At 42.8% G+C, this 24,725-nt stretch carries 13 protein-coding genes; 5 read left to right on the top strand and 8 right to left on the bottom strand.

Annotated features, from left to right (window positions below; translation table 11 throughout):
• Positions 1 to 3: 3 nt before the first annotated feature.
• A complete protein-coding gene (locus PAV_RS36995) occupies positions 4 to 594 on the bottom strand; it encodes a BCCT family transporter (RefSeq protein ID WP_040736527.1) in 591 nt (196 codons plus the stop codon).
• Between the two features lie 219 nt (positions 595 to 813).
• Here PAV_RS36995 and PAV_RS22575 point away from each other — a divergent pair, with 219 nt between their 5' ends.
• Positions 814 to 1,434, top strand: coding sequence for a diadenylate cyclase (locus tag PAV_RS22575; protein WP_005550095.1), 621 nt, complete (start codon positions 814 to 816; stop codon positions 1,432 to 1,434).
• Between the two features lie 26 nt (positions 1,435 to 1,460).
• Positions 1,461 to 2,075 (top strand): diadenylate cyclase, encoded by a 615-nt coding sequence (locus PAV_RS22570; RefSeq protein WP_040736526.1) that lies wholly within the window; start codon positions 1,461 to 1,463, stop codon positions 2,073 to 2,075.
• 20 nt (positions 2,076 to 2,095) lie between these two features.
• On the opposite strand, the gene wrbA is transcribed toward PAV_RS22570, so the two are convergent.
• Together wrbA and PAV_RS22560 are read right to left on the bottom strand one after the other, a co-directional pair.
• Complete coding sequence (gene wrbA, locus PAV_RS22565; protein WP_005550092.1) at positions 2,096 to 2,704, bottom strand: NAD(P)H:quinone oxidoreductase; 609 nt, start codon at positions 2,702 to 2,704, stop codon at positions 2,096 to 2,098.
• Between the two features lie 110 nt (positions 2,705 to 2,814).
• Positions 2,815 to 4,257, bottom strand: coding sequence for a GMC oxidoreductase (locus PAV_RS22560; protein ID WP_005550091.1), 1,443 nt, complete (start codon positions 4,255 to 4,257; stop codon positions 2,815 to 2,817).
• A 262-nt stretch (positions 4,258 to 4,519) separates the two neighbouring features.
• Here PAV_RS22560 and PAV_RS22555 point away from each other — a divergent pair, with 262 nt between their 5' ends.
• Genes PAV_RS22555 through PAV_RS22545 form a run of 3 tightly spaced genes read left to right on the top strand, consistent with a single transcriptional unit; the run spans position 4,520 to position 6,698 of the window.
• Positions 4,520 to 5,464, top strand: a complete 945-nt coding sequence (locus PAV_RS22555; RefSeq protein WP_005550090.1) for a ring-cleaving dioxygenase — start codon at positions 4,520 to 4,522, stop codon at positions 5,462 to 5,464.
• 3 nt (positions 5,465 to 5,467) lie between these two features.
• Complete coding sequence (locus tag PAV_RS22550) at positions 5,468 to 6,082, top strand: alpha/beta hydrolase (RefSeq protein WP_005550089.1); 615 nt, start codon at positions 5,468 to 5,470, stop codon at positions 6,080 to 6,082.
• A gap of 4 nt (positions 6,083 to 6,086) precedes the next feature.
• Positions 6,087 to 6,698 carry a flavin reductase family protein gene (locus tag PAV_RS22545; RefSeq protein ID WP_005550088.1) on the top strand — a complete coding sequence of 204 codons (612 nt, stop codon included), beginning with the start codon at positions 6,087 to 6,089 and terminating at the stop codon, positions 6,696 to 6,698.
• A gap of 171 nt (positions 6,699 to 6,869) precedes the next feature.
• Here PAV_RS22545 and PAV_RS32625 read toward each other — a convergent pair whose 3' ends face one another.
• The 5 genes from PAV_RS32625 to PAV_RS36985 are packed head-to-tail and all read right to left on the bottom strand — an operon-like array spanning position 6,870 to position 24,722.
• Positions 6,870 to 10,640: an amino acid adenylation domain-containing protein gene (locus tag PAV_RS32625; RefSeq protein WP_238555899.1), complete on the bottom strand. Its 3,771-nt coding sequence runs from the start codon at positions 10,638 to 10,640 to the stop codon at positions 6,870 to 6,872.
• Between the two features lie 44 nt (positions 10,641 to 10,684).
• Entirely contained in the window at positions 10,685 to 16,315 is a 5,631-nt protein-coding gene (locus tag PAV_RS22535) for a non-ribosomal peptide synthetase (protein WP_005550085.1), read from the bottom strand.
• Positions 16,306 to 23,475, bottom strand: a complete 7,170-nt coding sequence (locus tag PAV_RS22530) for a type I polyketide synthase (RefSeq protein ID WP_005550083.1) — start codon at positions 23,473 to 23,475, stop codon at positions 16,306 to 16,308. Before PAV_RS22530 ends, PAV_RS22535 begins: the two co-directional genes overlap by 10 nt.
• A 36-nt stretch (positions 23,476 to 23,511) precedes the next feature.
• Entirely contained in the window at positions 23,512 to 24,021 is a 510-nt protein-coding gene (locus PAV_RS36990) for an MFS transporter (RefSeq protein WP_005550082.1), read from the bottom strand.
• Between the two features lie 20 nt (positions 24,022 to 24,041).
• On the bottom strand, positions 24,042 to 24,722 hold the full coding sequence (locus PAV_RS36985) for an MFS transporter (RefSeq protein WP_157267161.1): 681 nt from the start codon (positions 24,720 to 24,722) through the stop codon (positions 24,042 to 24,044).
• Between the last annotated feature and the right edge of the window lie 3 nt (positions 24,723 to 24,725).

The raw sequence follows: 24,725 nt of genomic DNA, 5'->3' as shown, positions 1-24,725 counted from the left end.
TAGCTAGTGGCTTGCCCCACTTTTATCCGAAAACCCTTCCGCAATCGGAGTCCCTGGCAAAAACTTAGCCCCACGTGAATAAGCAAAATAGCCAATCACTAATCCCGATATCGTATAGATCGACCATGCTGGCAAACCCCAAATAAACATCGTATATTTCATCGCGTTTTCAGCAGCGGCCACCGCATCTGCCCCAGATCTAATGCCACCGGCTGATTGCAAATAGTGAACAAGCGGCTCTGCGACACCAAAGTTTACTAGACCTACTCCAATTCCCGCAGTGAACAACATTCCTAGCCATGAAAAAGTGCTAAATTCCGGCTTTTCATCTTTCTTACCTAGCTTGACATTGCCAAACTTGCTAAAGGCAAGCACTAAGCAAATTCCGATAATAATAAGTGGAATCATCATCGTAAACCAGCTAAAGGTTCCGTGATACTGATATACCCATCCCCATAACGTGTTCGTCAGATTTTCGGGATTAACGACCGCCCATACAGAAAAAATGCCTGTGAATACAATTGCCGACCAGAATGTTAATGAACTTTTTCCGCCACTTGTCATGGAGGATAGAGGAGGTCCTTTTTCAGCCATAATGTGAAATCTCCATTCTTATGTTGTATTAAGTTCTTCCAAAACATAATATTTCCGTCTCACAGTCCATAAATTCATCAGTCTCAGTTATTGATAATTATTCAAGGCTGTTAGGGCTGTTTCTTGTAGTGAACGTCGAAATTGCAAACTAAAGCAGTTGAAAAATACACATAATTTAAACTGGAATGGAAACCATATGATCGATGAAGGAGGTTGATTATGGAAAACAAGTGTGGTTTGCATTCTCCGCAACAATCTGACGTTAACCGTCAATTTCAACTTCTGTCCACTAAGATTAAAAGCATGCTGGAATCCATGGATCAAGAAGATATCGACATTTTAAAAAATCTTAAGTTGCTTTCTAACGTATGTTCCGATACGGGGAAATTGGTTTCCGCCTATCACTTGAATCGACTGCTTCTTCCCTATACAAGTCAATGCACGGAAATTTTCAAAGCCATCAAGCTGCTAAGCGAGCAACGTAAAGGTGCCCTTATTATTGTTGAAAGAGAAGATAAGATACAAGATTGGATCACCGTAGGAACTCCTCTATCTGCAAAAATCTCAAGTACGCTGTTAGTCTCCATTTTTCATACAGGGAGTCCATTGCATGACGGCGCTGTGTTAATTCAGAATGATACAATCGTTTCAGCAGCAAATGTGCTTCCGCTGACCCGGAAACAGTACAAAAGTAAGCTTGGTACCCGACACCGCGCAGCAATTGGTTTATCCGAAAATACAGATGCCCTAACCTTCATCGTTTCCGAGGAAACGGGGGCAAAATCATTCACGTTTAACGGCTCACTATATGGATTCGAAATCCCTGACGAGCAAACTTAATCCTCTCTAGGAGTGCAATATTGAATATGAATAAAAACAAAATGAATGATGATTTCTCGCAGCTCCGAATCGAAATCAACGAAAAGCTAACCGAAATCGAAAAAAAGGTAAATCAAAATATAGCCACTCTAAGTCATAATGATATTCGCATCATTGATATTGTCCAAAAATTGTCTAGAAAACTGCTCGAATTGGAAACGACTGCATCAACTTACTTACTTAATCGTTTGTTGTCCAAGTATACGAAATGCAGTACTGAATTATCTCTTGCCATTCACAAACTTAGCCGAAAACGTCAAGGAGCTCTGATTGTAATAGAGGCTGGCGATCCTGTTGCGCCTTTTTTACAAGGAGGAATACCCATTAATGCTGTAATTACGAGTCAATTATTAGAATCCATATTTCAACCTGATAGTTTGCTTCAAGAAGGAGCTGTCCTCATTCAATCTGATTTGCTTGTTTCCGCATCCAACACCTTGCCTTTAACCGAACAAATATTTTGGGATCGAGCAGCTGATATTCGGGAATTATCTGCAATAGGCCTGTCTGAAAAGTGCGATGCATTGATTATATTAATCACAGACGGTGGAACAACCTACTTCTCATTGGAAGGCAATCTCTTTCCTTTTTCAGCATCCTGAAAAACAAAAAAGCAAGCAAACTAGCTGTTGCCTGCTACTATCCATTTTGCTACGTTTACTGTACGCTTAGCTTGATATTTAACCGCTGCCTGAACGTCCTCTACCATTTTTCCATTTTGGACGGTTACGCTTGTTCCGTAAGGGTTTCCCCCGGCTTTAAAAAGTGAGGCATCGGTATAACCTGGGGAAACCACAATGGCGCCCCAATGATACATCGCGGTATAGATACCTAAAATGGTTTGCTCTTGCCCACCATGAGCATTTTGCGCTGAAGACATCGCGCTAACCACCTTATTTGTGAGCTTACCATGGAACCATAGCTTACCGGTTGCATCTAAAAATTGTTTCATTTGTCCGGGCATAGTGCCGTAACGCGTCGGTACGCTAAAAATAATGGCATCTGCCCATTCAAGATCATCAAGTTTCACTATGGGAACATCCTTTACACGGTCAACATGTTCTTTCCATGCGGGATTTTCTTGTATTGTTTCTTCAGAAGCCAATTCTGGGACTCTTAAAACTCTCACTTCCGCCCCCTGCTCCATTCCGCCTTCTGCAGCCCATTGAGCCAAACGATAATTTGTTCCTGTCATGCTGTAAAAGATAATTGCCAGTTTAACCGGATACATCCCTCTATCTCCTATTCTTCATTCGAAATCTTCTTCATTCGGAATCATTACTTAACTAAAAAACAAACATAATATAAGTTTCACCTACTTCTTCCTGTTTCATACTCTCCTTACGTACTAGTACGTACGATATGATCGGCTGTTCGTATTGCTAAAGCAACTGTAGAATTCGTCGGATTCGCTGCAGCAAGAATGGGTATTACGCTGTTATCAGCAACATAGAGACCGGGAACTCCATGAATTTCTCCAATACGATTCGTTGCCGAGGTAGCTGGGTCAGTTCCCATTCGACACGTGCAAGATTCATGAACATCGCTTCCTGGCGGTAATAAGGCAGGCTCCCCATCTAAAGTTACTCCCATTGCATTCGCCGATCGAATAATGCCATCACGCATTTGATGGATTACCGTATAATCCTTGTTGCTATATGAAAAATGAACTTGGTTCAAAGGCACACCGTATTCGTCTCGAAGAGTAGGGTCTAAATAAACTCGATTCTCTGGCCTTGACTCGACTAAACCGAAAGCAGCATATACGACACTCACCTGATCGGGGAGCACTTTTTCCTCAAATTGCTGGTATGAAAAAAATTGATTGGGACCTAAGATTTGTATTTGATACGGAGATTCTCTTGTTTCACGCTTTAATATTGCCAGGTTGCCAATATTATCAGGGAACTGCCTGCGGCTTATTTTACCCGTTCCCAATACAAATGAATGGTTGGTTAAATAACGTCCGATTGCCGCTCCTTGTATGCCCGAATTGAGCAAAATGCGCGGCGTTTCCAACGTACTTGCAGATATAACAACGTTTTTTGCTCGAATGGTATGCGTTCTTTTATCTGGGGACATTACATGAACGCCTGATGCTTTTCCATTTTCGAGGAGTACACGGGTCGTATAGGCATTCACTGCAAGATCATAAGGTTTGTTATTTAGGGCATATGCAAGAAAATGAATGGAACTAAACCATGCATTCGAATGAATTTCCCCCATTCGCGGGCCTGTCATATCAATGGCAAGCGGCATATCAGTTGCTTCTAGTACACCTCCTGCAAGAAGCCGATTCATGAGAATCCTTTGCATGGTAGAACCATCGGCATAAGATGTAGTGCAATGCAATACACGCTCGGCAATCCTAAAATATACATCCAATTCAACTGGATGAACAGGCCAGGATTGGAGTTGAAACTCTGCAGGACGAGGACAAGCAGCATTCCAAAACAATGTCCTCCCGCCAAGGGCAAACGTTAATCTGGCACCCGAAAATTCCGGAAGTCGCTCCCCAATAGGAGTAGAATTATCGGGCCATAACTGATCACGCATGCGGTCGACATTCATAGTAGGGATATTCAATGCATGCGAATGAAATAATTTATCCCCTTTTTCAAGAATGCCAATTCTCTTTGCCCCTTGGTTTTTCCATAATTCACATAATCTATATAGCATTGCTCCTCCACCTGCGCCACTCCCGACGATAAGAACGTCATATTCCGAATTGGCCATTTCCTCGAGCGGTTTGGTTGGTATCCAATTATTAGGGTATCTCCACATATGAATCATCCTCTCAATCTTAGGATTCCAATCCATTTTATTACCCGCTTCTTGTCTCATATTCCACATTCATTATAGTATTCTGCTTCCTTACCTCTTAATATCTTGATTTCGAGATAATTTGTGTTATACTAACTTTTATAAAGCAGCTTATTATTAATAATTAACAGGAAGGGAGAGCAGTTATCCAATACAAAGGTCTTCTAAATTGAAAATGAGTTTATGGGAAACAATAAAAATAAATGCAAAAGGAGCAATTATCATGAAGAAACATACAACAGGTATCCATCACATCACGGCATTTGCTAGAAATGCGCAGGAAAACATCGATTTTTATGCAGGGATACTAGGTATTCGTCTTGTAAAAAAGACTGTCAATTTCGATGCGCCTGAGGTATATCATTTTTATTTCGGCAATGAAAACGGAAGTCCCGGGACGATTATGACATTTTTCCCTTGGGAAACTGGACGGAAAGGCCGCATCGGCGGTGGACAAGTAGGAGTGACTACGTTTGTCGTGCCTACGGGCTCAATGGACTTCTGGGAAACGCGATTACAACATTTCGGTGTGCAAATTACCCGAGAAGAAAGATTCGGTGAACAATTCTTGCAATTCTCGGATCATGACGGGCTGCAGCTCGAAATCGTGGCGCGAGAGGATGGCCCGAATAGCAAATGGTCTTTTGGAGGAATACCGGTAGACAAGGCCATTAAAGGTTTCGGAGGAGCCGTATTGTATAGTACTCATCCGAAGGCAACCTCTGAATTGCTTGAGAACGTGATGGGACTCGAAATGATTGGACAAGAAGGAGACTGGATGCGTTTCAAAGGAAGCGCCGATCTGGGGAATGTGATTGATATTAATATTGCACCAATGGAACGCGGGTCGGGAGGATACGGTACCGTGCACCATATCGCATGGCGCGCCAAAGACTTTGAGGATCATGAGGAATGGAGAGAGCATATCGGACAATCCGGATATCACCCAACTCCGATCGTCGATCGTCAATATTTCAATGCGATTTATTTCCGTGAGCAGGGAGAAATCTTATTCGAAATTGCTACCGATCCTCCAGGATTCACCCGGGACGAAGCATTTGAAGAGCTTGGTAAGGAATTGAAGCTTCCTGCACAATATGAACCGCATCGGGCGCAAATCGAGAAGCTCCTGCCGCCTATCCAGGTACGTGAATTGGAGGGTAAATAAATCATGCAGCATATTTTCCAAAAAGGCACGGATCCTTCAAAGCCTACGCTTGTCTTGCTCCACGGAACTGGCGGAACTGAGCATGATTTGCTTCCGATAGCGCAAATCGTATCGCCGGAGTCATCCGTGCTAAGCGTTAGAGGGAACGTACTAGAGCACGGCATGCCGCGCTTTTTCCGCAGATTAAGCGAGGGAGTCTTTGATGAAGAGGATCTTATCTTTAGAACCAATGAGCTGAATGAATTTCTGAATGAGGCGGCAACTAAGTATGAGCTTGATCGCAGCAACTTCATTGCGGTTGGTTACTCCAATGGAGCCAATATTGCCGGAAGCCTCTTATTTCACTACAAAGGTTCTCTAAGAGGAGCAATATTGCATCACCCTATGGTTCCGCGTCGCGGGCTGAAACTGCCCGACCTTGCCGGTTCGCCTGTATTTATCGGTGCAGGAACGAACGATCCGATTTGCGCACCGCAAGAGACTGAAGAACTGCAGTCGCTGTTAACCCAAGCGGGTGCACGTGTTACCGTCCATTGGGAGCAGCATGGCCATCAATTAACACATTCCGAGGTTCATGCAGCCGCATCTTGGTTACAAAGCCATATCAATCAGGGGTGAGCCCATGCTAACCATTTATCCGGAGGAACAAACCGAGCGGGATAATTATAAACTGCTCATCGGCAGTATCCTCCCGAGACCAATCGCGTTCATTACAACATTGTCAGCTGAAGGCGTATTAAATGCCGCACCTTATAGCTATTTCAATATCGTCTCTGCCGATCCGCCCATGGTCTCTGTATCCGTTCAAAGGAAAAAGGGCGTGCGCAAAGATACTTCAAAAAATATCATGGAAACAGGTTCGTTTGTTGTTCATATATCGGATGAGGATTATATCGAGGCAATCAATATGACGGCGGCTAATCTTCCGCCCGATGAAAGCGAAGTGGAGTTAGCTCATCTTACTTCTATCCCGAGCGCCAAGATTAAGGTTCCGGGGATTGCTGAAGCCAAAATCCGCATGGAGTGTACGTTAAAGCAATCACTTTCTCTCGGTGGCACTCCTTCGTCTCCAGCATGCGATCTAATTATCGGGGAAATCGTATGCTTTCACATTGCGGATGAATTGTATGAGAGAGGTCGAATCGATGCGCAGCAATTAAAGCCTGTTAGCCGACTAGCTGGCAACAGCTATTCCAAGTTAGGTGAAATCTTTTCGATTGATCGACCTAATTGATTCCCTTTTCTCAACATGTAAAACCAAAAGAATCCCACAGACATATCGCTGCTACGCTGACTGTTCATTTTTATCGGCATAGCGGCGATATATCAGGGGTCGGTAAAACTCATACAATAGCAAACGATATTTATATAAGGTGCGATTCTACATCATTGCTCCATACATGTCTCAAATAAAGAGCAATTCATTGATGTTATTCATAAAGTTATGGAGCTCTTTTGTAATCCTAATGAGTTGATGCTCCTCACAAAACAGCTTAATCTTAAGTTCATCCTCTTGTATGGAAATAGCGATCTCCGTAGATAATCTCTCCGTCTTATTACGGTACATCTCCTTAATGCCAGTTAGCTCATCCTTCATCTCAGAAGATTGGGAATCATAGTGACCCAAATAGTTAAAGATCGGAATTGTTATTGTTTCGGAGCTGTAGATATCTTTTAAAGCACGCCTCACCTTTTTAAACTTGTTCTTCGGTTCTTCATGGGACAGCAATGCGGTAAAATGAATATTTTTCTCATTTGCAAAACGAATCAGATCTTTTATTTCTTCAAAAGCAATATGTTGATCCCTGGATGAGCTTAAAGGCAGAATATCAATAAACGCACCGATTGTATGGTGATAATTATGTGACCCATATTTTCTTCCTGTATGCATAAGTGCAAACGGTACCCTCTCAAGCTCAAAAGCAACCTCTGCCGTTTTCAAAAACACCTTCAAGGAAAAATCCCACGGCCTATCTTGTACAGACTCGCGAATTTCTTCTGTCAACGGAATGGCGATCGTTGTATTTATCAATGATGCTTCCTTATATTTTTTAAAATATTGACTGAAGCTGTCCTGGAATTCGTTTAGTTTAAACCTCTCCATCAGTTCCTTTTCCGTAACTCCTTGAGGCCCTTTCAACTGTTCTTGTACATAATGCTCATATTGCAGGTTGTGTTGTCCTCTTAGTTCCCCATTGTTCGCATAGGCTTGACGTATACTGGCTTGGATGATTTCGGAGCTCATCGCATCAAAGATTAGATGGTTACATGGCATGTAAACCTTATAGTGACGATCAGACAATTTGATCATGATCATATGATACAGCAATTTGTTATAAAGCTTTGTACGTTCTACCTGTTCTCCATAAAGCTGATGGATGTAAGCCAGAGCATTTTCTTTCAGTGCTTCGCTTGCATGCTCCAAGTTCAAATACGGAATTTCAATGCCTTGAACTACACCATACGCTCGGATCATAGGTTGATCATCGGATGCAATTAGAACACTTCTCAATACACTTTGTTCGTTATTGACACACTCCATGCTCTTTTTCAGCAGCTCCACATTGACTTTATGGTTAAAATCTATGATTGCCCCGCTATACATTTGATTGGCATCCAGAATGATTTTCTGCATCGCTGATAGTGGATAAACCCTCGTACTCTCGTTATTACTTATAATCGCACGGTCAAATCCTTTGAGTTGGTCAGTTAAAGCTTGCTTCCATTGCGTGAAGTTGAGGGAAGCAAGCTCCTTGCTATCAAGAACTTCTTCCTCGAAATCCATTCCTTTGCTCGCCCAGCTTTTATAGATGTTACGTATATTTTCATAATAGAAAAAATCTTTAATGGATATATCGATATCTGCCTTTTTTAACTCTTTGTATATCTTTGCAATTCGTAGCGAATCTGCGCCTACTTCGAATAAATTGTCCTTCACGCCCAATTGCTGCAATCCTAATACATTTTTGCAAATGTTGATCATGAGATTCTCAATCTCATTTTCGGCTTCCTCATAATGAGCCGCCGTCTTAATGATGTCCTCTAGTTCAGGCAGTCGCTTTCGATCAACTTTACCATTCAAAGTAAACGGTAATGATTCCATTCTCACGAAGTATGCGGGAATCATATAAGAAGGCAATTTCTTGCCCAACGATTCCCGTAACGTATGGACGGCAATCTCCTTCTCCGCTACGTAATAGGCACAAAGATACTTCGTACCGTCCATTTCCTTATCAAAGATCGCAACCTGAGACACCTCTGGAATCTGTAACAGATTCTGTTCGATCTCGCCTATTTCAATTCGATATCCTCTAATTTTGACCTGATGGTCGATTCTTCCCCTATATTCGATGTCCCCATCAGGCAGCCATTTCGCTAGATCTCCTGTTCTGTAGAGAATCTCTCCTGGCTGATAAGGATTATTTATAAATTTTACTTTCGTCAGCTCCTTATTGTTCAGGTATCCTCTTGCTACACCCACACCTGCAATGCACAGTTCACCGGATACACCCGTTGGCACCAGTTTATTATGATTATCCAGTATCCATACTCGATGATTTTTAATAGGCGTTCCGATCGATATTTTTGCATGATTCTCCTGGGACAGCCTGCATGCGGTTGTACATACGGTATCTTCCGTCGGGCCATATGCGTTGATAACCTCTACGTTTCCAAGCAGGTGTGCGATTTGTTCAACTTTCAGTTCACTTCCTGCGGTAATCACCCGCTTCAATCCATTCAATGCCTCGACATTTGCCGCTACAAATGGGGGTATGGTTATCGTTGTAATCGCGTGCATTCTCATATATTCGTTGAACAAATCAGCATTGAGCAGTACTTCTCTATCCGGTATACAAAGTGTATTGCCAAGCAATAACGCCATACACAGTTCCCATGAGAACGCATCAAATGCGACACTTGCAAATTGCAGGATATGTTCATCGTTGCCAATTCCCAGATCACGTTCAAACCAATGCTTCAAGTTGATGACACCTTTATGCTCCACCATAACCCCTTTAGGCTTTCCAGTCGTTCCCGAGGTATAGATTACGTAGGCCAAATCATTGGCACTGTTGATATTATCGATTTGTTCAACAGAACTCGCATACAGTCTCTCTTTTTCTAAATCAATAACTTCATTGATCTCAAGTGTTCTCATTTGCGTAAGGGTATGGGTGGAAAGCATAATTGCTGCTTTACTATCTTCTAACATATAATTGATTCGATCTTCAGGATAATTCGCGTCAATAGGAAGATAAGCTGCGCCTGCCTTTAAAATGGCAAGTATGCCGATGACCATATCGATGGAGCGATCAATCATGATGGGTACAATGGAATCCACACTTATGCCTTTATCCCTGAGTAGCTTGGCCAACGCATTTGCTCTCTGATTTAGTTCCCCGTAGCTTAGGGTATCCTCACCGCATCGTACTGCGGCTTTCTCCGGGTTTCTCATAACTTGATCTTCAAAGAGACCGTGAATTGTACCCTCTGTTGGAACATCCATATAGGTGTCATTAAAACCATCCAACACCTTGTTTCTCTCGTCAGCTCCAACAATCTCAATCTCATCAATGCTTATATTTGGATTGGCAATGACCTGATTTAAAATATGGGAGAAGTGACCTTTGATTTTGTTGACTTCCTCTTCTTCATAAACCCCATCATTGTAAGTGAATTTGACAAGCAGTTCGTCTCCGGGAATGACTTTGATATTGAAGCTGTAGTTCGTTTCCTCAAATATTCGGGCCGACCGAATGTGGAGATTCACCTGATCCTGGATATCCTTAGGAATCATATCTTGATCGATCGGATAATTTTCAAAGACCATCAGCCCGTTGATGAGACCAGTACCAACCTCAGTAAGGTTTTGAACTTCAGCGATCGAACAGTATTGATAAGGCTCGCAATCATGGAAATCCGTCGTTATTTTCTGCAGCACTTCGCTATATCTTTTCTCTTGAGTAGTATTCACTCGCAATGGAATGGTGTTGATAAACAAGCCAACCATTTCATCAATGCCGTTTATTTGAGTCGTCCTGCCTGATACAATAAATCCGAACACGACATCATCCACATGATTGTATCTTTGAAGCTGAATCGCCCATACACTCTGGAAGATCGTATTAATCGTTACGTTATTTTGTTTCGCCACATTTTCGATTTGTTTGGTAATGTCTTGATCAAGGCTAAGAATGACCTCTTGCGGCTTTCCTTCGGTTACTGCCGCTCGTTCATCCTCACTACAAAAAGTCTAATGAGGATATCTTTCGATAAATCAAACCCTCTTTTCCGATCCTCCAAAACAAGCTGCTCGATATACGCTTCCTTTTCAATCCCCAGGTCTCTAATATCAAGGTACGTAAATTCAGCTTCTCTGGATTTGTAAACGATCTGCATGTTTTCTTTAAAACTGCTGCTGTCAAAATTCGTGCGAAAGACGTCATGGCGGGCGATGAGTTCCCTAAAGCTCTGGTTAAATAATTCCTTGTTTAGTTCACCGATCACTCTAAGCTCCATATTGACATGATAATATTCGCCTTTATCCGCCATCGAATGGAATAGAAGCCCCTCCTGCATCGGGGTAAGCGGGTAGATTCGTTTCACATTTTCGATTTGCTCGATGTTCTGAGTAATTTCGTCCCAAGATATGTGCTCATCGGTAAGATCCGAAGCGGTTATTTCTACATGATCCTGGGATATGCAATGATCAATGATCCAAGTAAGGCTATCCATATAGCGCTGTAACAATCTTTCAATCGTATCATCGTTAAACTCTTCCCTGATATAGCTCAAGGTCAGACGAAATTGTTTATGGAGCACCATAGCTGACATGTTCAGAGGATACAATCTGCTACTCTCTTTACTCACTGAATCTCCCGGAGAAATATCTGATAATATAAAGCTCGCACTTGATATATTCTCGTCGAACTGCCCCAAATAGTTAAAGCTGATGTCCGGTTTACGCATTGCCTTCCATTCAAATGGGGACAAATATTTCAAAATTCCATAACCTATCCCTTTATGAGGGATTCGTCTCAAGGTATCCTTTGTATCTTTAATTACGTCCGCTACATGATCTTTGGCGCGCAGAACCACCGGATACTGACTGGTGAACCAGCCAACTGTCCTTGTAATGTCCACCTCATCAATAATTTGTTCTCTTCCGTGCGATTCCAGATTAATGAGAATTCGATCGGTTTGGTTGAAGTCTGCTATCGTGTAGGTCAAGGCCGACAGAAGGATATCATTGATTTCCGTTGAATAGGCCTTATTTACTTTGGTTAATAATTTTTCGGTATAGGCCTTATCCAGTTCGATTGTCTTTTGTATGATCTTAGCGTTATCAATATTGGAGGGGTCATAATCCTTGTAAAGTTCTTTCAATTCCCATTCGCTGAGACTGTTCCAGTAATTGCGTTCATTTTGCAATGCATATCCGCTAGCATATTGTTTTTGCTTGGAAGCCCATTCTTGGAAGGAGGTCGTTTTTAAAGGCAGTTTCTGTTCTGGTTCGTTATAAAGCAAGTCAAAATCCTCTATTATGATTCTCCATGACACAGCATCGACTACCATATGATGAATGGCTATAAGCAAGTAGTCGCCCTTGTCCGTTTTAAACAGCCCTATTTTCACAAGTGGGCCCTTCGCTAAGTTCATGCTTGCTTGGAGTTCGGTGCATAAGCTTGTTATATAGTCATCCGCAATAGGTTTACCCCTGAGCTCATAAATATGAAAATCATACAATTTATTGGTTACTTCTCTGTTTATAAATGTATGGTCGACATATACGGCTCTTAACAGATCATGATGCTGCACAATTTGATCAAAAGCTCGTTCGATTCGGTCTACTCTAAAGCCTTCCTGTCGGAACAACATCAGATCCTGATTGAAATGATCCTGATTGAGATGTTCTTGCTCTAAAAACCATTTGTGAATCGGTGTCAGCTCGATCTCGCCTGATACCTCACTCTGATCGACGGCTTTCTTCGTATCCTTGATATGAACGATTAAGTCTTTCATTCTAGGGTTATTCATTAAGTCTTTAATCTCAAACGTATAGCCTCTATTGTTCATTTGAGAGATCGCTTGAATCGCTTTAATAGAATCTCCGCCCAGGGCGAAAAACTCGTCATTACGACCAACATTCTTTACACCTAATACCTTTTCCCACACCTGTGCAATTGATTTTTCCATGTCATTTCGGGGCGCTACATATTCTACTCCTGAATCAACTTCACCATCTGGTTCCGGCAGCGCCTTACGGTCTACTTTCCCGTTAGGGGTTAACGGCAACCGATCCATTTGTACGAAGTGCGATGGAATCATGTAGCTCGGCAGCGATGCAGCTACATGATCACGCAGCGCCGAAACAGATAATGCCGTCTCGCTGACGAAATACGCACACAAGTACGCCTGTCTGTCTTCTCCTGTCCGTGCCACAACGATTGCATCCTGGATCTCCTCATACAGCATCAAACGCTGGGCGATTTCGCTTGGCTCGATGCGGAAGCCTCGAATTTTGACCTGTTCATCGATCCGGCCCAAGTATTCTATATTCCCATCAGGCAGCCATCGGGCCAAGTCTCCCGTCTTATACATCCGTGTACCCGCTTCAAACGGGTTCGGAACAAATTTTGCTTCGGTTAATTCTGCATTGTTCAAATACCCCTGGGCTAGCCCGTCTCCGGCAACGCATAGTTCGCCCGCTACCCCAATAGGCTGTAAATAGTTATGACGATCGACGATGTATGCTTTTGAATTGCTGATCGCTTTTCCAATCGGGATAGATCTGTCGAACTCTTCCTTAATGACATAATAGGTCGAGAAGGTTGTATTTTCTGTTGGGCCATATCCATTAATCAGCTTCAGGCTCTGATGAGCCTTTCTTACTTGATTGACATGCTCCCAAGACAGTGCATCTCCACCCACCACTAAGTTTTTCAGCCCTGCAAAAATCGTCACGTCCTGTTGAACCAATTGGTTCAACAATGGCGAGGTCAGCCACATCGTTGTAATTTGGTTATTCCTTATTTCCTGCCCTAATCGTTCTGCATGTAAGAGGATATGCTCGTCAACTAAGACCAAGCCGCTTCCGTTCAGCAAGGCCCCCCAGATCTCAAATGTAGATGCATCAAAAACCATTGCCCCCGTTTGTAAAATCCGGTCGCCTTCCGCAAACTCAATGTAGTTTGTGTTTTTGACAAGCCGCACAACACTTCTATGCCCAACGATAACCCCTTTTGGTTTTCCTGTGGAGCCAGAGGTATACATGACATAGGCCAAATCAGAGGGGCTGTTCACTTGCTGCGGATTGCTGCAGCTTGCAGCCGACAGCTCTTCAGCGATTTGATCTATATGCACGATGTCGATATGGCTATCGATATGATGTCGCAACATCTCTCCGTGATTGGATGGAGCCAGAAGAATTCCCGTATTGGAATCTGCAAGCAGGGTATTCATTCGTTTTGCCGGATATTTCCGATCAAGAGGCAAATAAGCGCCGCCCGCCTTCAGGATACCTACAATGCCGATGACCATCTCCACCGAACGTTCTCCTATAATCCCAATCAAGACATTTCTTCCTACGCCCTTTTGTCTTAAACGATGGGCCAGACGATTTGCTCTCTCATTGAGCTCTTGATACGTAACCTGTTCATCCTGGCAGCGTAATGCGATTTGCTGCGGCACCCTGTCTGCTTGCTCTTCAAGCAGCTGAACGATCGTTTTATCCTTCGGATAATGGCTGTGCGTCTGATTGAACACATTGAGAATTTGCTGCTTCTCGCTGTCCTCGATAATTTCGACTTCCTTAACGCGCATCTGTATGTTTTCCAAAATCTGATCAACAACAGCATTAAACGCACCAATGATCTTTGAAATCCCCGCTTCAAACAAGGCGTTCTCCTTATAGATGAAATTGAATGTCAACTTGTCGTCTTGAGTCACAACTAGCGTTAGGTTATAATTCGATCCTTCAATAAGCTGATGAGGCAATACAAACACGGAATTCAGTATTTTTAAATCATTGTTTTTCAAAATTTCTTCGTTTAATTGCTTCTCATCAATCGGGTAATTCTCAAATACAAGGAGGCTGCTAATCAAATCGCTTTTCATTTCACTCTGATTTTGAATTTCAGCGAGGCTTACATAATCATGCTTGCCGTTTTGCAGTGTATTGCTGCTTATGCGCTTCACCAAATCTTGATATCGCAAGTTGTCTGTAAAGCGCACACGAAGCGGGATTGTATTAATAAACAGTCCTGGAATCACTTCCACGCCTTCGATTTCCGCATTTCTGCCTGATACGACATAACCATATACAATGTCATCCGAATTGTTGTATTTGCTAAGGAGAATCGCCCATATGCTTTGAACGATTGTATTTACTGTTACTCTACTCTCCTGGGCAAGGCGTACGATGTGTGACGTTTTTTCTTTGTCCCAAACCAGTGCCTTCTCTTTCAGCATAACTTCATTTGTTTTATTCTCTTTTTCAAAAGGCATCTTTGTGACTTCTTTGCATGCTTGCAAGTAATCCTTCCAGTACGCTTTTGACTCAACGATATCTTTGTTTTTCAACCAGTCGATATAAGCAGAATACGGCACTGCCTCGTTCAGATTCGCCTTTAGGCCAAGCTTTAATTCATTATAAATTTGAAATAATTCGATGAGAATTAAGCTGTTGCACCAGCCGTCCATCAAAATATGATGCAGATGAAAGATCATGCTGTATCTTTTCTCCTGCATTCGAACAAGCACAATACGCAGCAGCATATCCTTGCTTAAATCAAAGCGTCTTGTTCGATATTGCTTGATTAATTGTTCCAAATAGGCTTCATGATCATCGCCACGATTCGTAATATCCATATACTCAACCGCTGCGCTTCGCTTTTTATAAACCACCTGCATATTTTGCTTGAATGCGGAATAGTCAAACGTCGTTCTTAAAATATCATGCCGGTCGATAACAAGGTTAAAAGCCCGATCGAGCATTTCCAAATCGATTTGCCCTTCAACCTGAAAACAAGACAATTTAATGTACGTATCCTGTTCATCCGACAAAGCATGATAAAGCATACCCTCTTGCATAGGCGCAAGAGGGTAGATGTTCTTAATATTGTGAAGCTCATCCTTGTATACATGCAATTCTGCCATTGTGATGTCTTCTAGCGTAATATCGGTTACGGTGATTTCTGCTTCCTGTTTGGCTGAACAATGATCGATTAGACGGATCAAGTGATCTTGATATACGCTCAGCAGCTTTTCGACAGTTCCTGGATAAAACTCATCCTGTCTATAGGAAATCGAGATCATTATTTGGTCGGCAATGAGTATGGCTTCCATATCCAACGAATGGATGCTTGCAAGATAACTGGAGGAGTGGTCATTGAAACCATGATTTATGATCTCAAATCCATTTTCTCTTGCAGCTTGATCGCTTCTTCCTACATATTTGAAGCTAATTTCAGGCGTTACATCGTGAAAGTCTTCACTGGATAGGTACTTGAAGACCCCATAGAACCTTCCCTGATTGGGAATCTTCCGCAGCATGTCTTTCGTATGCTTGATTGTATCACCGAGATCATCGTAAGCTTTGAGCACAACCGGAAATTGTGAACTGAAGCATCCTACCGTTCTGCTCACATCCATAGCGTGGAACAATCCATCTCTCTCCTGGCTTATTAAGCTAATCAGCGTGTTCGCTTCTCTTGTCCAATCACGGATTGTCAGGGCTAAGGCGGCTAGTAAAATGTCAAGAAAATCCGTGCGATAGGCTTTGTTGAGCCTTTCCAGCAAATCACCGGTAACTTGTACACCAAGCTCTTGAACTTGTTTGTTCAACTCCATGCAAGTTTACCTCTTTCCCTTGGCAATTTTTTGAGGTTCGTCTCATGTAAGCTTTTCCAATATTCAGCCTGACTTTTTACACGGTAAGAGTTTGCAGATTCATGAAGTTTTTCTGACCAATCCTTGAAGGATGTCGTTTTCTTGGCAAAAGCGATGCTTAATCCTTCTTCCGCCTGTATATAGCCATTCGAGAAATCTTCGAGCAGGATACGCCAAGACATCTCATCAATGACAAGACCATGAATGGCAATGAATAACTTATCTCCCGCACTCGTCCTGAACAAGCCTAGTCTAACTAACGGGCCTTTTTCGAGCTCCATGCTGCTTTGAATCTCCTTGCATGTTCCGATAACTTCTTGATCCGATATGCTCTCATATACATGCAAGTCATACAGGTTTTTACCGGTATCTCGAATGACTTGCATGACATTGCCGTTATCATTCTTGTACACCATTCGCAATGCATCATGATGGATGAGCAGTTGATCAAAAACCTTTTTTACAATGTCAGCCTGGAGGCCGGCTTCCCTGTGCAGCATTTTAGTTTGGCACCAATGATGTTGATCTGTATGTTCTTGTTCAAAAAACCATTTCTGAATCGGAGTTAACGTTACTTCCCCTGCTGAGGATTCCTCACTATGCTTGATACGCTGCTGCTCAATCCAGTTTACTAGCTGCTTGATCGTGGGGTTTTTGTATAAATGATCAACTTCGAAAATGTAGCCTTTGGCTCTAGCTCGAGATATTAGTTGGATAGCTTTAATCGAATCCCCACCCTTTTGGAAGAAGTCATCGTTGAAGCCGATTGAATTTGAGCCCAAAGTCACTTTCCAGATCGTTGCTATCTCCTCTTCGATCTCATTGCGCGGAGCCTCATTGCTTACAACAGCACCGACTCGTCCTGAGAGCACCGGCAATGCATCACGAGCGGGCCTTCCATCCAAGGTATGCTTTCCCGCTTCTTCTTGTCCGAAATTCCCAATATCCTTGAGCGTAAGGCCAGAGTTATCGTTATGATCGTTATGGGTGATGAACTCTAAAATACGGCTATAGTCTTGCCCCCATCTCGCGACCGTCTCTTCTTTAAATAGGCATGTTTTATAAGTCATACCCATGTGAAAGACGCCATTTTCCTCAAGAATTTCAATGACAAAATCAAAATCGGAGAATTTCGTTTTATACGCATAAGGTGTAATTTCTACATTATCGATCGCGAGTACTCTTTCATCCGTTTTTTCATAGACAAACCTTACATTAATGAAGCCTTCCCTGCTGTTTTTCGCTTTTTTCATGTAACTTGCCAAAAAGTTGAACGGATAGTACATGTGGGAATAGGCTTCTAAACAATTTTGTTTGACTTCCTTTAAAAATGCTGTGAACGTCTTCTTATCCGACAGATTGTTTTTCAATACCATGGTGTTGGTGAACATACCAATGCTGTCATGAAACGAACCCTCTGCTCGGTTGGTAACAGGGGTGCCTATGCATATTTCTTCATTTCCGGTTAATTTTTTCAGTAAAAGAGTAAACGCTGCAGCCAGCAACATAAATAAAGAGCATTGATGGCGGGCAGACACTGATTTCAAATCACGAACCAATTCTGAGCCAAGTTTCATATGGACGGTATTGGCCGCAAAATCCGAATCTGCAGGGGCTGGATAATCGGCTGGGAGCTTCAGGACGCTAATATCTCTGGATAATTTGGTAAGCCAGTATTGTTCACCGTGCTTACACTCGTTCGACGCCAAATACTGCGTTTCCCACTCAACAAAATCTCTATACTGTTTATTCACAGGCAAAAGACGCTCATTCGCATATAAGCGCATAAATTCCTGCACAAAGATGCTCATCGAGATTCCGTCTGCTATCGTATGATGAAAGTTGAAAATCAACGTACCTTCATAAGCTCCTTCATCAATCAAGATGACCTTGAACAAAGGAGCTTCCGCTAGGTCAAACGGTGTAACGAATTGTTCGATGAGATCATCCAGTTCCTCTTGGAAGCCCTTTTTAACAACCTCAATTTTAAAATCCACTTGTTCAAGAATCTCTTGCTTAAACTCCCCGTCTTCAACAAATAGGCGTGTTCGCAAGCTTTCATGACGACTCACGATTTCATTGAGTACGGTCTCGAATTGATGACGATCCAGTGCACCTCTCACCTTTAAGACGGTCACCATATTGTAGGGGTCGTCTTTGCCGATGGAGCTCAGTGTGAATAAACGCTGCTGGATAATTGACATAGGAAGTATGGATTGCTGAAATTCCTTTTGAGAGGATTGAATTTGAATCTCTCGATTTTCGTGTTGGCTCCATGGAGAGTCGCCAAAATATCCGGCTTGGCGCATCTCTTCAATAGTCATTTTTATCGCTTCAAATAGATAATCGATATCCGCATCCGAGTGTTCGGTTGAGAAGAAGCAATTCCGGCCTTCCCAGACGTATACCCCCTTCTCCAGCAAACCAAAGAAAAAGATTTCGAAATCTCCTCGAAACACAAATCGGAATAAGGAACCAAAATTCACTACTTTTATAGGGACATGTTGATTTTCGAAATAGGTGTTGACTCGATGCACAAAATCATTGGTTTTCTTATTCAGCCTGTCATAAAGCGTATCCTTATTTTCCGTTATATAGGTTAATGTAGCGTGAGCCGCGGCCATGGCCAACGGATGATGCGAAAAGGTTCCAGCCACAAAGGTTCTCTTTTGCTCACAAGGCGGAACTGACGTATCGCCAAAGCTCCACATGCCTCCATCAATACAGTCCATAAACGCTGACTTGCCAGATACAACCCCGATAGGCATTCCGCCGCCAATGACCTTTCCATAGGTTACGATATCAGCTTTGATGCCAAAATACGCTTGGGCTCCTCCTGGATCAATTCGAAAGCCGGTAATAATCTCGTCGAATATAAGCGCTATCCCGTTATCCTCCGTGATTTGCCTTAACTTCTGAAGAAATTCCTTGGGCTGAACATCAGGTCTTCGGCTTTGAACCGTTTCTACTAAGACACCAGCTATCTCATTCGCGTGATTCCTGATATATTCCAAGGAAGCTGCTTGATTGTAATTCAACATGACTAAATCACTAACTACGCTGTCCATAATACCTGGTGCCAATGGGATCGTTGTCAGGCTTCCATCCTCTCCAATCGAGGACAATCCAAGCAAGCCATCATATGTGCCGTGATAGGAGCCCGCAAAAGTAACGATTTTCTTCTTTCCCGTGCTGGCACGCGCAATTCGTACAGCGACCATATTGGCTTCTGTACCCGAGTTATAGAAAGCTACCCTCTCGACACCTGTTAAATGGCTGATTTGTTCTGCAACCGTCCCGGCCAGCCTGCCCATTGGACCTAGAGGCATTCCTCTGAGGAGCTCCTCCGTCAATGCTTCATTGATAAAGCTCGGGTTATGTCCAAGCAAGTTAACGCCAAAGCCCATCGTTACATCAATAATGCTATTTCCATCAATATCGCGAAGCTTCGATCCCTGTCCGGCGTCAGCCACAATCTGATAAATCATTTCCTTCATGATCGGCCTGAATCCCGCTACATTTCGATTATTTGCATATACTTTTCTGAATCTTTGGATGTTCTCTTTTGATTTTGGAGTAAAGCTTGTATACTTTTTCTCTATATTTCGAATATAGGTAAGCTGCAAATCATTGAAATTTTCACTATCAATTAAATCAAGTTTTTTGTAGGGGACATAGTGGCTTTTGGTGTCCACCGCCACCGGAGCAGACTTTGGGCTGCTCACAGTGACCTCGTTCTGCTTCAAGCTTGGCAGCTTGTTGTCTGCCGGCTGCATCTGTCCGGGATTTGTTGGATTTGTCAGATTCTTTAGAACAGCCAGCTGCTCCGACATAATTTGCATCTGCGTAGTAAAGATACTCTGCAAGGCGTCCACACCATTGAACGAACCTAACGAGTAACGCTGTTCCTTGCCTACAGCCTTCAAGCTATTCATCTGCTCTTCAGCATGAATCTCACTCACCGGCTCGCCGGACACACGCTCAGCAACCGTTACGCTCTCGTCTTCATCCTCGGCCCAATCGGTATGTTTGCTAATATGCTCGGTTATCTTTTCAACGGTATCCAGGTTGATAAAAAACTCATTTAAAGTAATCGAGAGATTAAACTTATTCGAAATCTGTTTATTGAGCTGAATGAGTACTAAAGAATCAAAGCCAAGTGTAAGCAGGTTGAGATCATCCTCGATTTCTTCGATCTTTAGCCCTGTTAAAATGATGATCATTTCTTTTAATTCCGATTTGATTTTTTCTTTTGGGTTAGGCCGCAAGTCGCGACTTAGAGGCTTTTGTGGAATCTGCGGAGTCTGCACATACTGTGAAGTTTGAGGCACTGCTTTTATGTCCTTGGCTGTTCCCGTTACTTGCATGGGGACACTGTCGTTGCGCTTCATTCTCCTTCCCTCGCGCCAAAGCTCCTTCTTTTGAAATGGATAATTGGGGAGCTTAACTTTACTTTTCGCATAAGATTTATAGAATGTGTTCCAATCCAAATCCATTCCATTCCTAAACAGAGCTGAGACAGAGAGTAAGAATTGCGCATAATCCTCTGCTTCTCTTCTCATGGAAGGCAAAAACAAGATATCATCATCATGCAGACATTGGTTGGCTAATACACTTAAGGTTGCATCCCCACCGATTTCAATAAAGATGTCGACGCCAAGTCGTTTTGCTTCTTGAACTGCACGCTGGAAATCAACCGGTTTTGATAGATGCTCTACCCAATACTTGCTTGTGCCCAGCATCTCTTCATTTTCCAATCTTCCTGTAATGCTGGATATCATCGGTATCTGTAAGCTTGAGAATGTAATATCTCCGATGCCCTTCTCATACATGCCTTCATATTCCTTCATTAACATGGAGTGATAGGGATGAGGAATATTGAGCTTATTATAAAAGACTCTGTGCTTGGCCTGTAACGTTTCAATCACGAGATCTACCTCATCATTTCGGCCCGAGATCGTAACATTGTCAGGAGCATTAATCGCAGCGATTGTTACATGTTTGCATCCGCTCTCCTCCAATGCAGCTCGCACGTATTCCACATTTGTAAGGATGACGACCATCTTGCCTTCGACATCAATCGATTCCATCATTTTTCCACGCTGCGCAATCATTAGAATCACATCATCTAGGCTAAGCAATCCTGCATAGCAGGCTGCTGTATACTCACCTATGCTGTGACCAATGATGACGTCAGGCTTAACACCTAACGTACCCCACAGCTTCGTTAAGGCATACTCAACCGAGAATATGGCCGCCTGTGAATATAGCGGTCTACTGAGCAGGGTCGGGTCTTCCCCATAGATTCCATCAAGTATGGATAGGCCAAGTATGGAGTTAAACTTCTCATTGCACACATTCATCGTTTCTTTAAACGTACTGGACAATGTATAAAACTCTCTTGCAATCGCTTCATAGATGGAGCCCTGTCCTGTAAATAAAAAGGCAATTTTCTTGTCTTTGGCCGTGCTCTTTTGGATAAGAAGCTCATGGTCGATGTCGCCGCTTAGCACCAGTTCCATTCTATCTACTAATTCTTCTTTGCTTTTCCCGACTGCCGCAAATCTGTAGTTTAAAAATGATCGGCTAATATTGGTCGTATACGCAATATCTCCAACAGAGTCTGTATTCTTTATCAGATGCTCCTTCATCATACTCACATATTCTTTTAGCGCCTTTTCACTCTTGGCTGACAAGGTTAACAGGTGTGATGGCAATTCATCCAACTGCTCATCCTTGCTCTGCGGCAGAGGGGGCTCCTCAAGAATAACATGCGCCAAGGTGCCGCTAAACCCAAAAGAACTAATACCAGCTCTTCTGACTCCTTCAGGCTTATGCCAAGCCATGAGTTCGTCTGCGATCTTAACTTTTCCCCACGAAATGTTCTTATTGGGGTTTTTATAGTAGATGTTCGGCAAGATTTTCTTATGCTCGATTGACATAATAACTTTAATTAACGAGGCCATTCCAGACGCGGCTTCTAAATGCCCTATATTCGGTTTGGCAGATCCGATCAGGAGAGGAGCCTTTTTATTCTTAAAAACCTCCGATAACGACTGGATTTCGATCAAGTCGCCTAGCGGCGTTCCCGCTCCATGCGTTTCAATATAATCGATATCATTGATCGTTAACTTGGCATTTTGCAGCGCCTGTTTCATTACGCCCTGTTGAGACAGCCCGTTAGGAGCCGTAAAGCCGTTGGACTTGCCATCTTGTCCAATCACTACATTTTTGATCAGGGCCACAACTTCATTTCCTGCTTGTTTAGCGTCTTTGCATCTTTTAAGTATGATGACGCCACAGCCCTCGCCTCTTCCAAAACCATCTGCCTCATGATCAAATGCTCTGCATTTTCCATCCTTAGATAAACCGCTGAATTTGGAAAGTCCGATAAATGGCTCTGGTGTAAGCAATAGATTAGAGCCCCCGACAATAGCCATGTCGCACTGATTATTCCGCAAGCTGTCTACGGCCATATTCAAAGCTGAAATGGAAGAAGAGCAAGCGGTATCACAGATGATGGCCGGCCCTTTGAAGTCATAGAAATACGACAATCTACCAGCTGCGGAACTGAGTGAGACTCCGGCCGTAGAGTATGCCGTAATATCGGAAGCATCGCCTGAATACAATTCGGCGTTGGCATATTCGTAGGCGCTTATTCCAATAAACACACCAGTCCTGCTCCCCTTAAGCTCCTCTATATTCAAAGCTGAATTCTCTAGTGCCTCCCAGCTAACCTCCAATAAAAGCCGGTGCTGAGGGTCTATAGAAGCAGCTTCTAGGGCAGATAAGCCGAAATGAATATTATCAAAATCTTTTATGTTATCCCGCAAAAATGAGGCGTTTTTTGTGATCATTTTCCCATCATCTTCAGGATTGTCGCTGTAATAGGTACGATAGTCAAATCGATCCGGTTTGATTTCTGTAACAGAATCCATCCTGTTAGCCATTACATGCCAATATCCTTCAGGATTCCAAGCATCACCTGGAAAACGACATGAATAGCCGATTACAGCAATTTCTTCGCTGCTCTTCTGATCTTGGATGATCGTGGACAGCTCTTCTATTTTAGCTGCAGCTTTTTTGAGAGCTGATTTATATTTATCAATCTCTTGCTCCATACAGTCACTTCCTTTTCCTCTAAAGTGATCTACTGATTACGCGCCAATTTTTTGTTGTTCCGGATTGAATTGAATAAAAGATTTAAATGATTTCAAGAAAAATAAAGGGATGAACAAGACGGTCATTGCCATAAAGCCAGAAAATACGATGGATTTAATCGGGAAAAACTCACCTAGAAGGCCGCCAATAAACATGGCCAACGGTGAAAGTCCCATTGTAAGCGTTCCCTTTATAGAGGACACCTTGCCCCTCATTTCCTGGATAACTGTTAATTGAACGGTCGATTCAATCAAGACATTGACAAGTGCATTGAATATACCGCCGATAAATAACAAGATAGCCATGACGACAAAGTTGTTCATCATGACCGCGGTCAAAAAAACGATCCCCGCTAATAGCCCTGAAACCGTAAGAACCATACTTCTGTTATCGGGCTTAATCCGAATTACGGATGTAAAAACCATCCCCGCGAGCATACCTAGCGTAAAAATAGCCATCGCAATGCCGTATCTTACTTCCCCCAAACTCTCGGAATTTTTAAACATCGGTGCAAGCAATACAATACTTATCGTTGCAAAAAGTTTAAAAACCCCGCCAAAACAATTAAGTCTCTAAGTCCTTTCATCTTCCAGATGTACGAAAATCCGTCCTTCATATCCTGCCACAAATTATATTGTTGATCCTGACTCGTTGACTTTGGAATTTTCATAAAAAAGGTGAGGACAAATGAAATCATATAAGATATGCCATTGCATAAGAATAGAATTGGCGGTCCTACGAGATGATACAACACCCCGCCAGATGAGGGCCCAATGATTTGAGAAATTGCACGCAACATGCTTACATTGGCACTTGCCTGTACAATCTGAGATGTGGGGACGATATCTGGAATCGTTGAAGTAACTGCGGGATTGAAAAACGCCGCACATCCGCCAAGAATAATCCCCGCAACAAAAGCCATCCAAATTTCAAGAAATCCAAAGATAGCTGCAATCCCTACAAAAAGAATACATACTCCTCGAATGAAATCCATTAATAATATCATTTTCCTTCTATCTGTGCGATCTACAATTACACCGGCAAAAGGAGATATGAGGACTTTAGGCAGCAATGATGTCGCGAGCAACGCCCCCATCAGTCCTGGTGAGCCTGTTTCGTAGAGTATCCAAAAGGTTAAGGCGATTTCATAGATCGAGTCGCCTAAAGTGGAAACCAGTTGACCTTGCCAGAGCAAAAAGAAATTCATCGA

Source organism: Paenibacillus alvei DSM 29 (genome assembly GCF_000293805.1).
Lineage (GTDB): Bacteria > Bacillota > Bacilli > Paenibacillales > Paenibacillaceae > Paenibacillus_B > Paenibacillus_B alvei.
The sequence above is the reverse complement of the archived record's forward strand: the minus strand, read 5'-3'. Positions and strand labels throughout refer to the sequence as shown.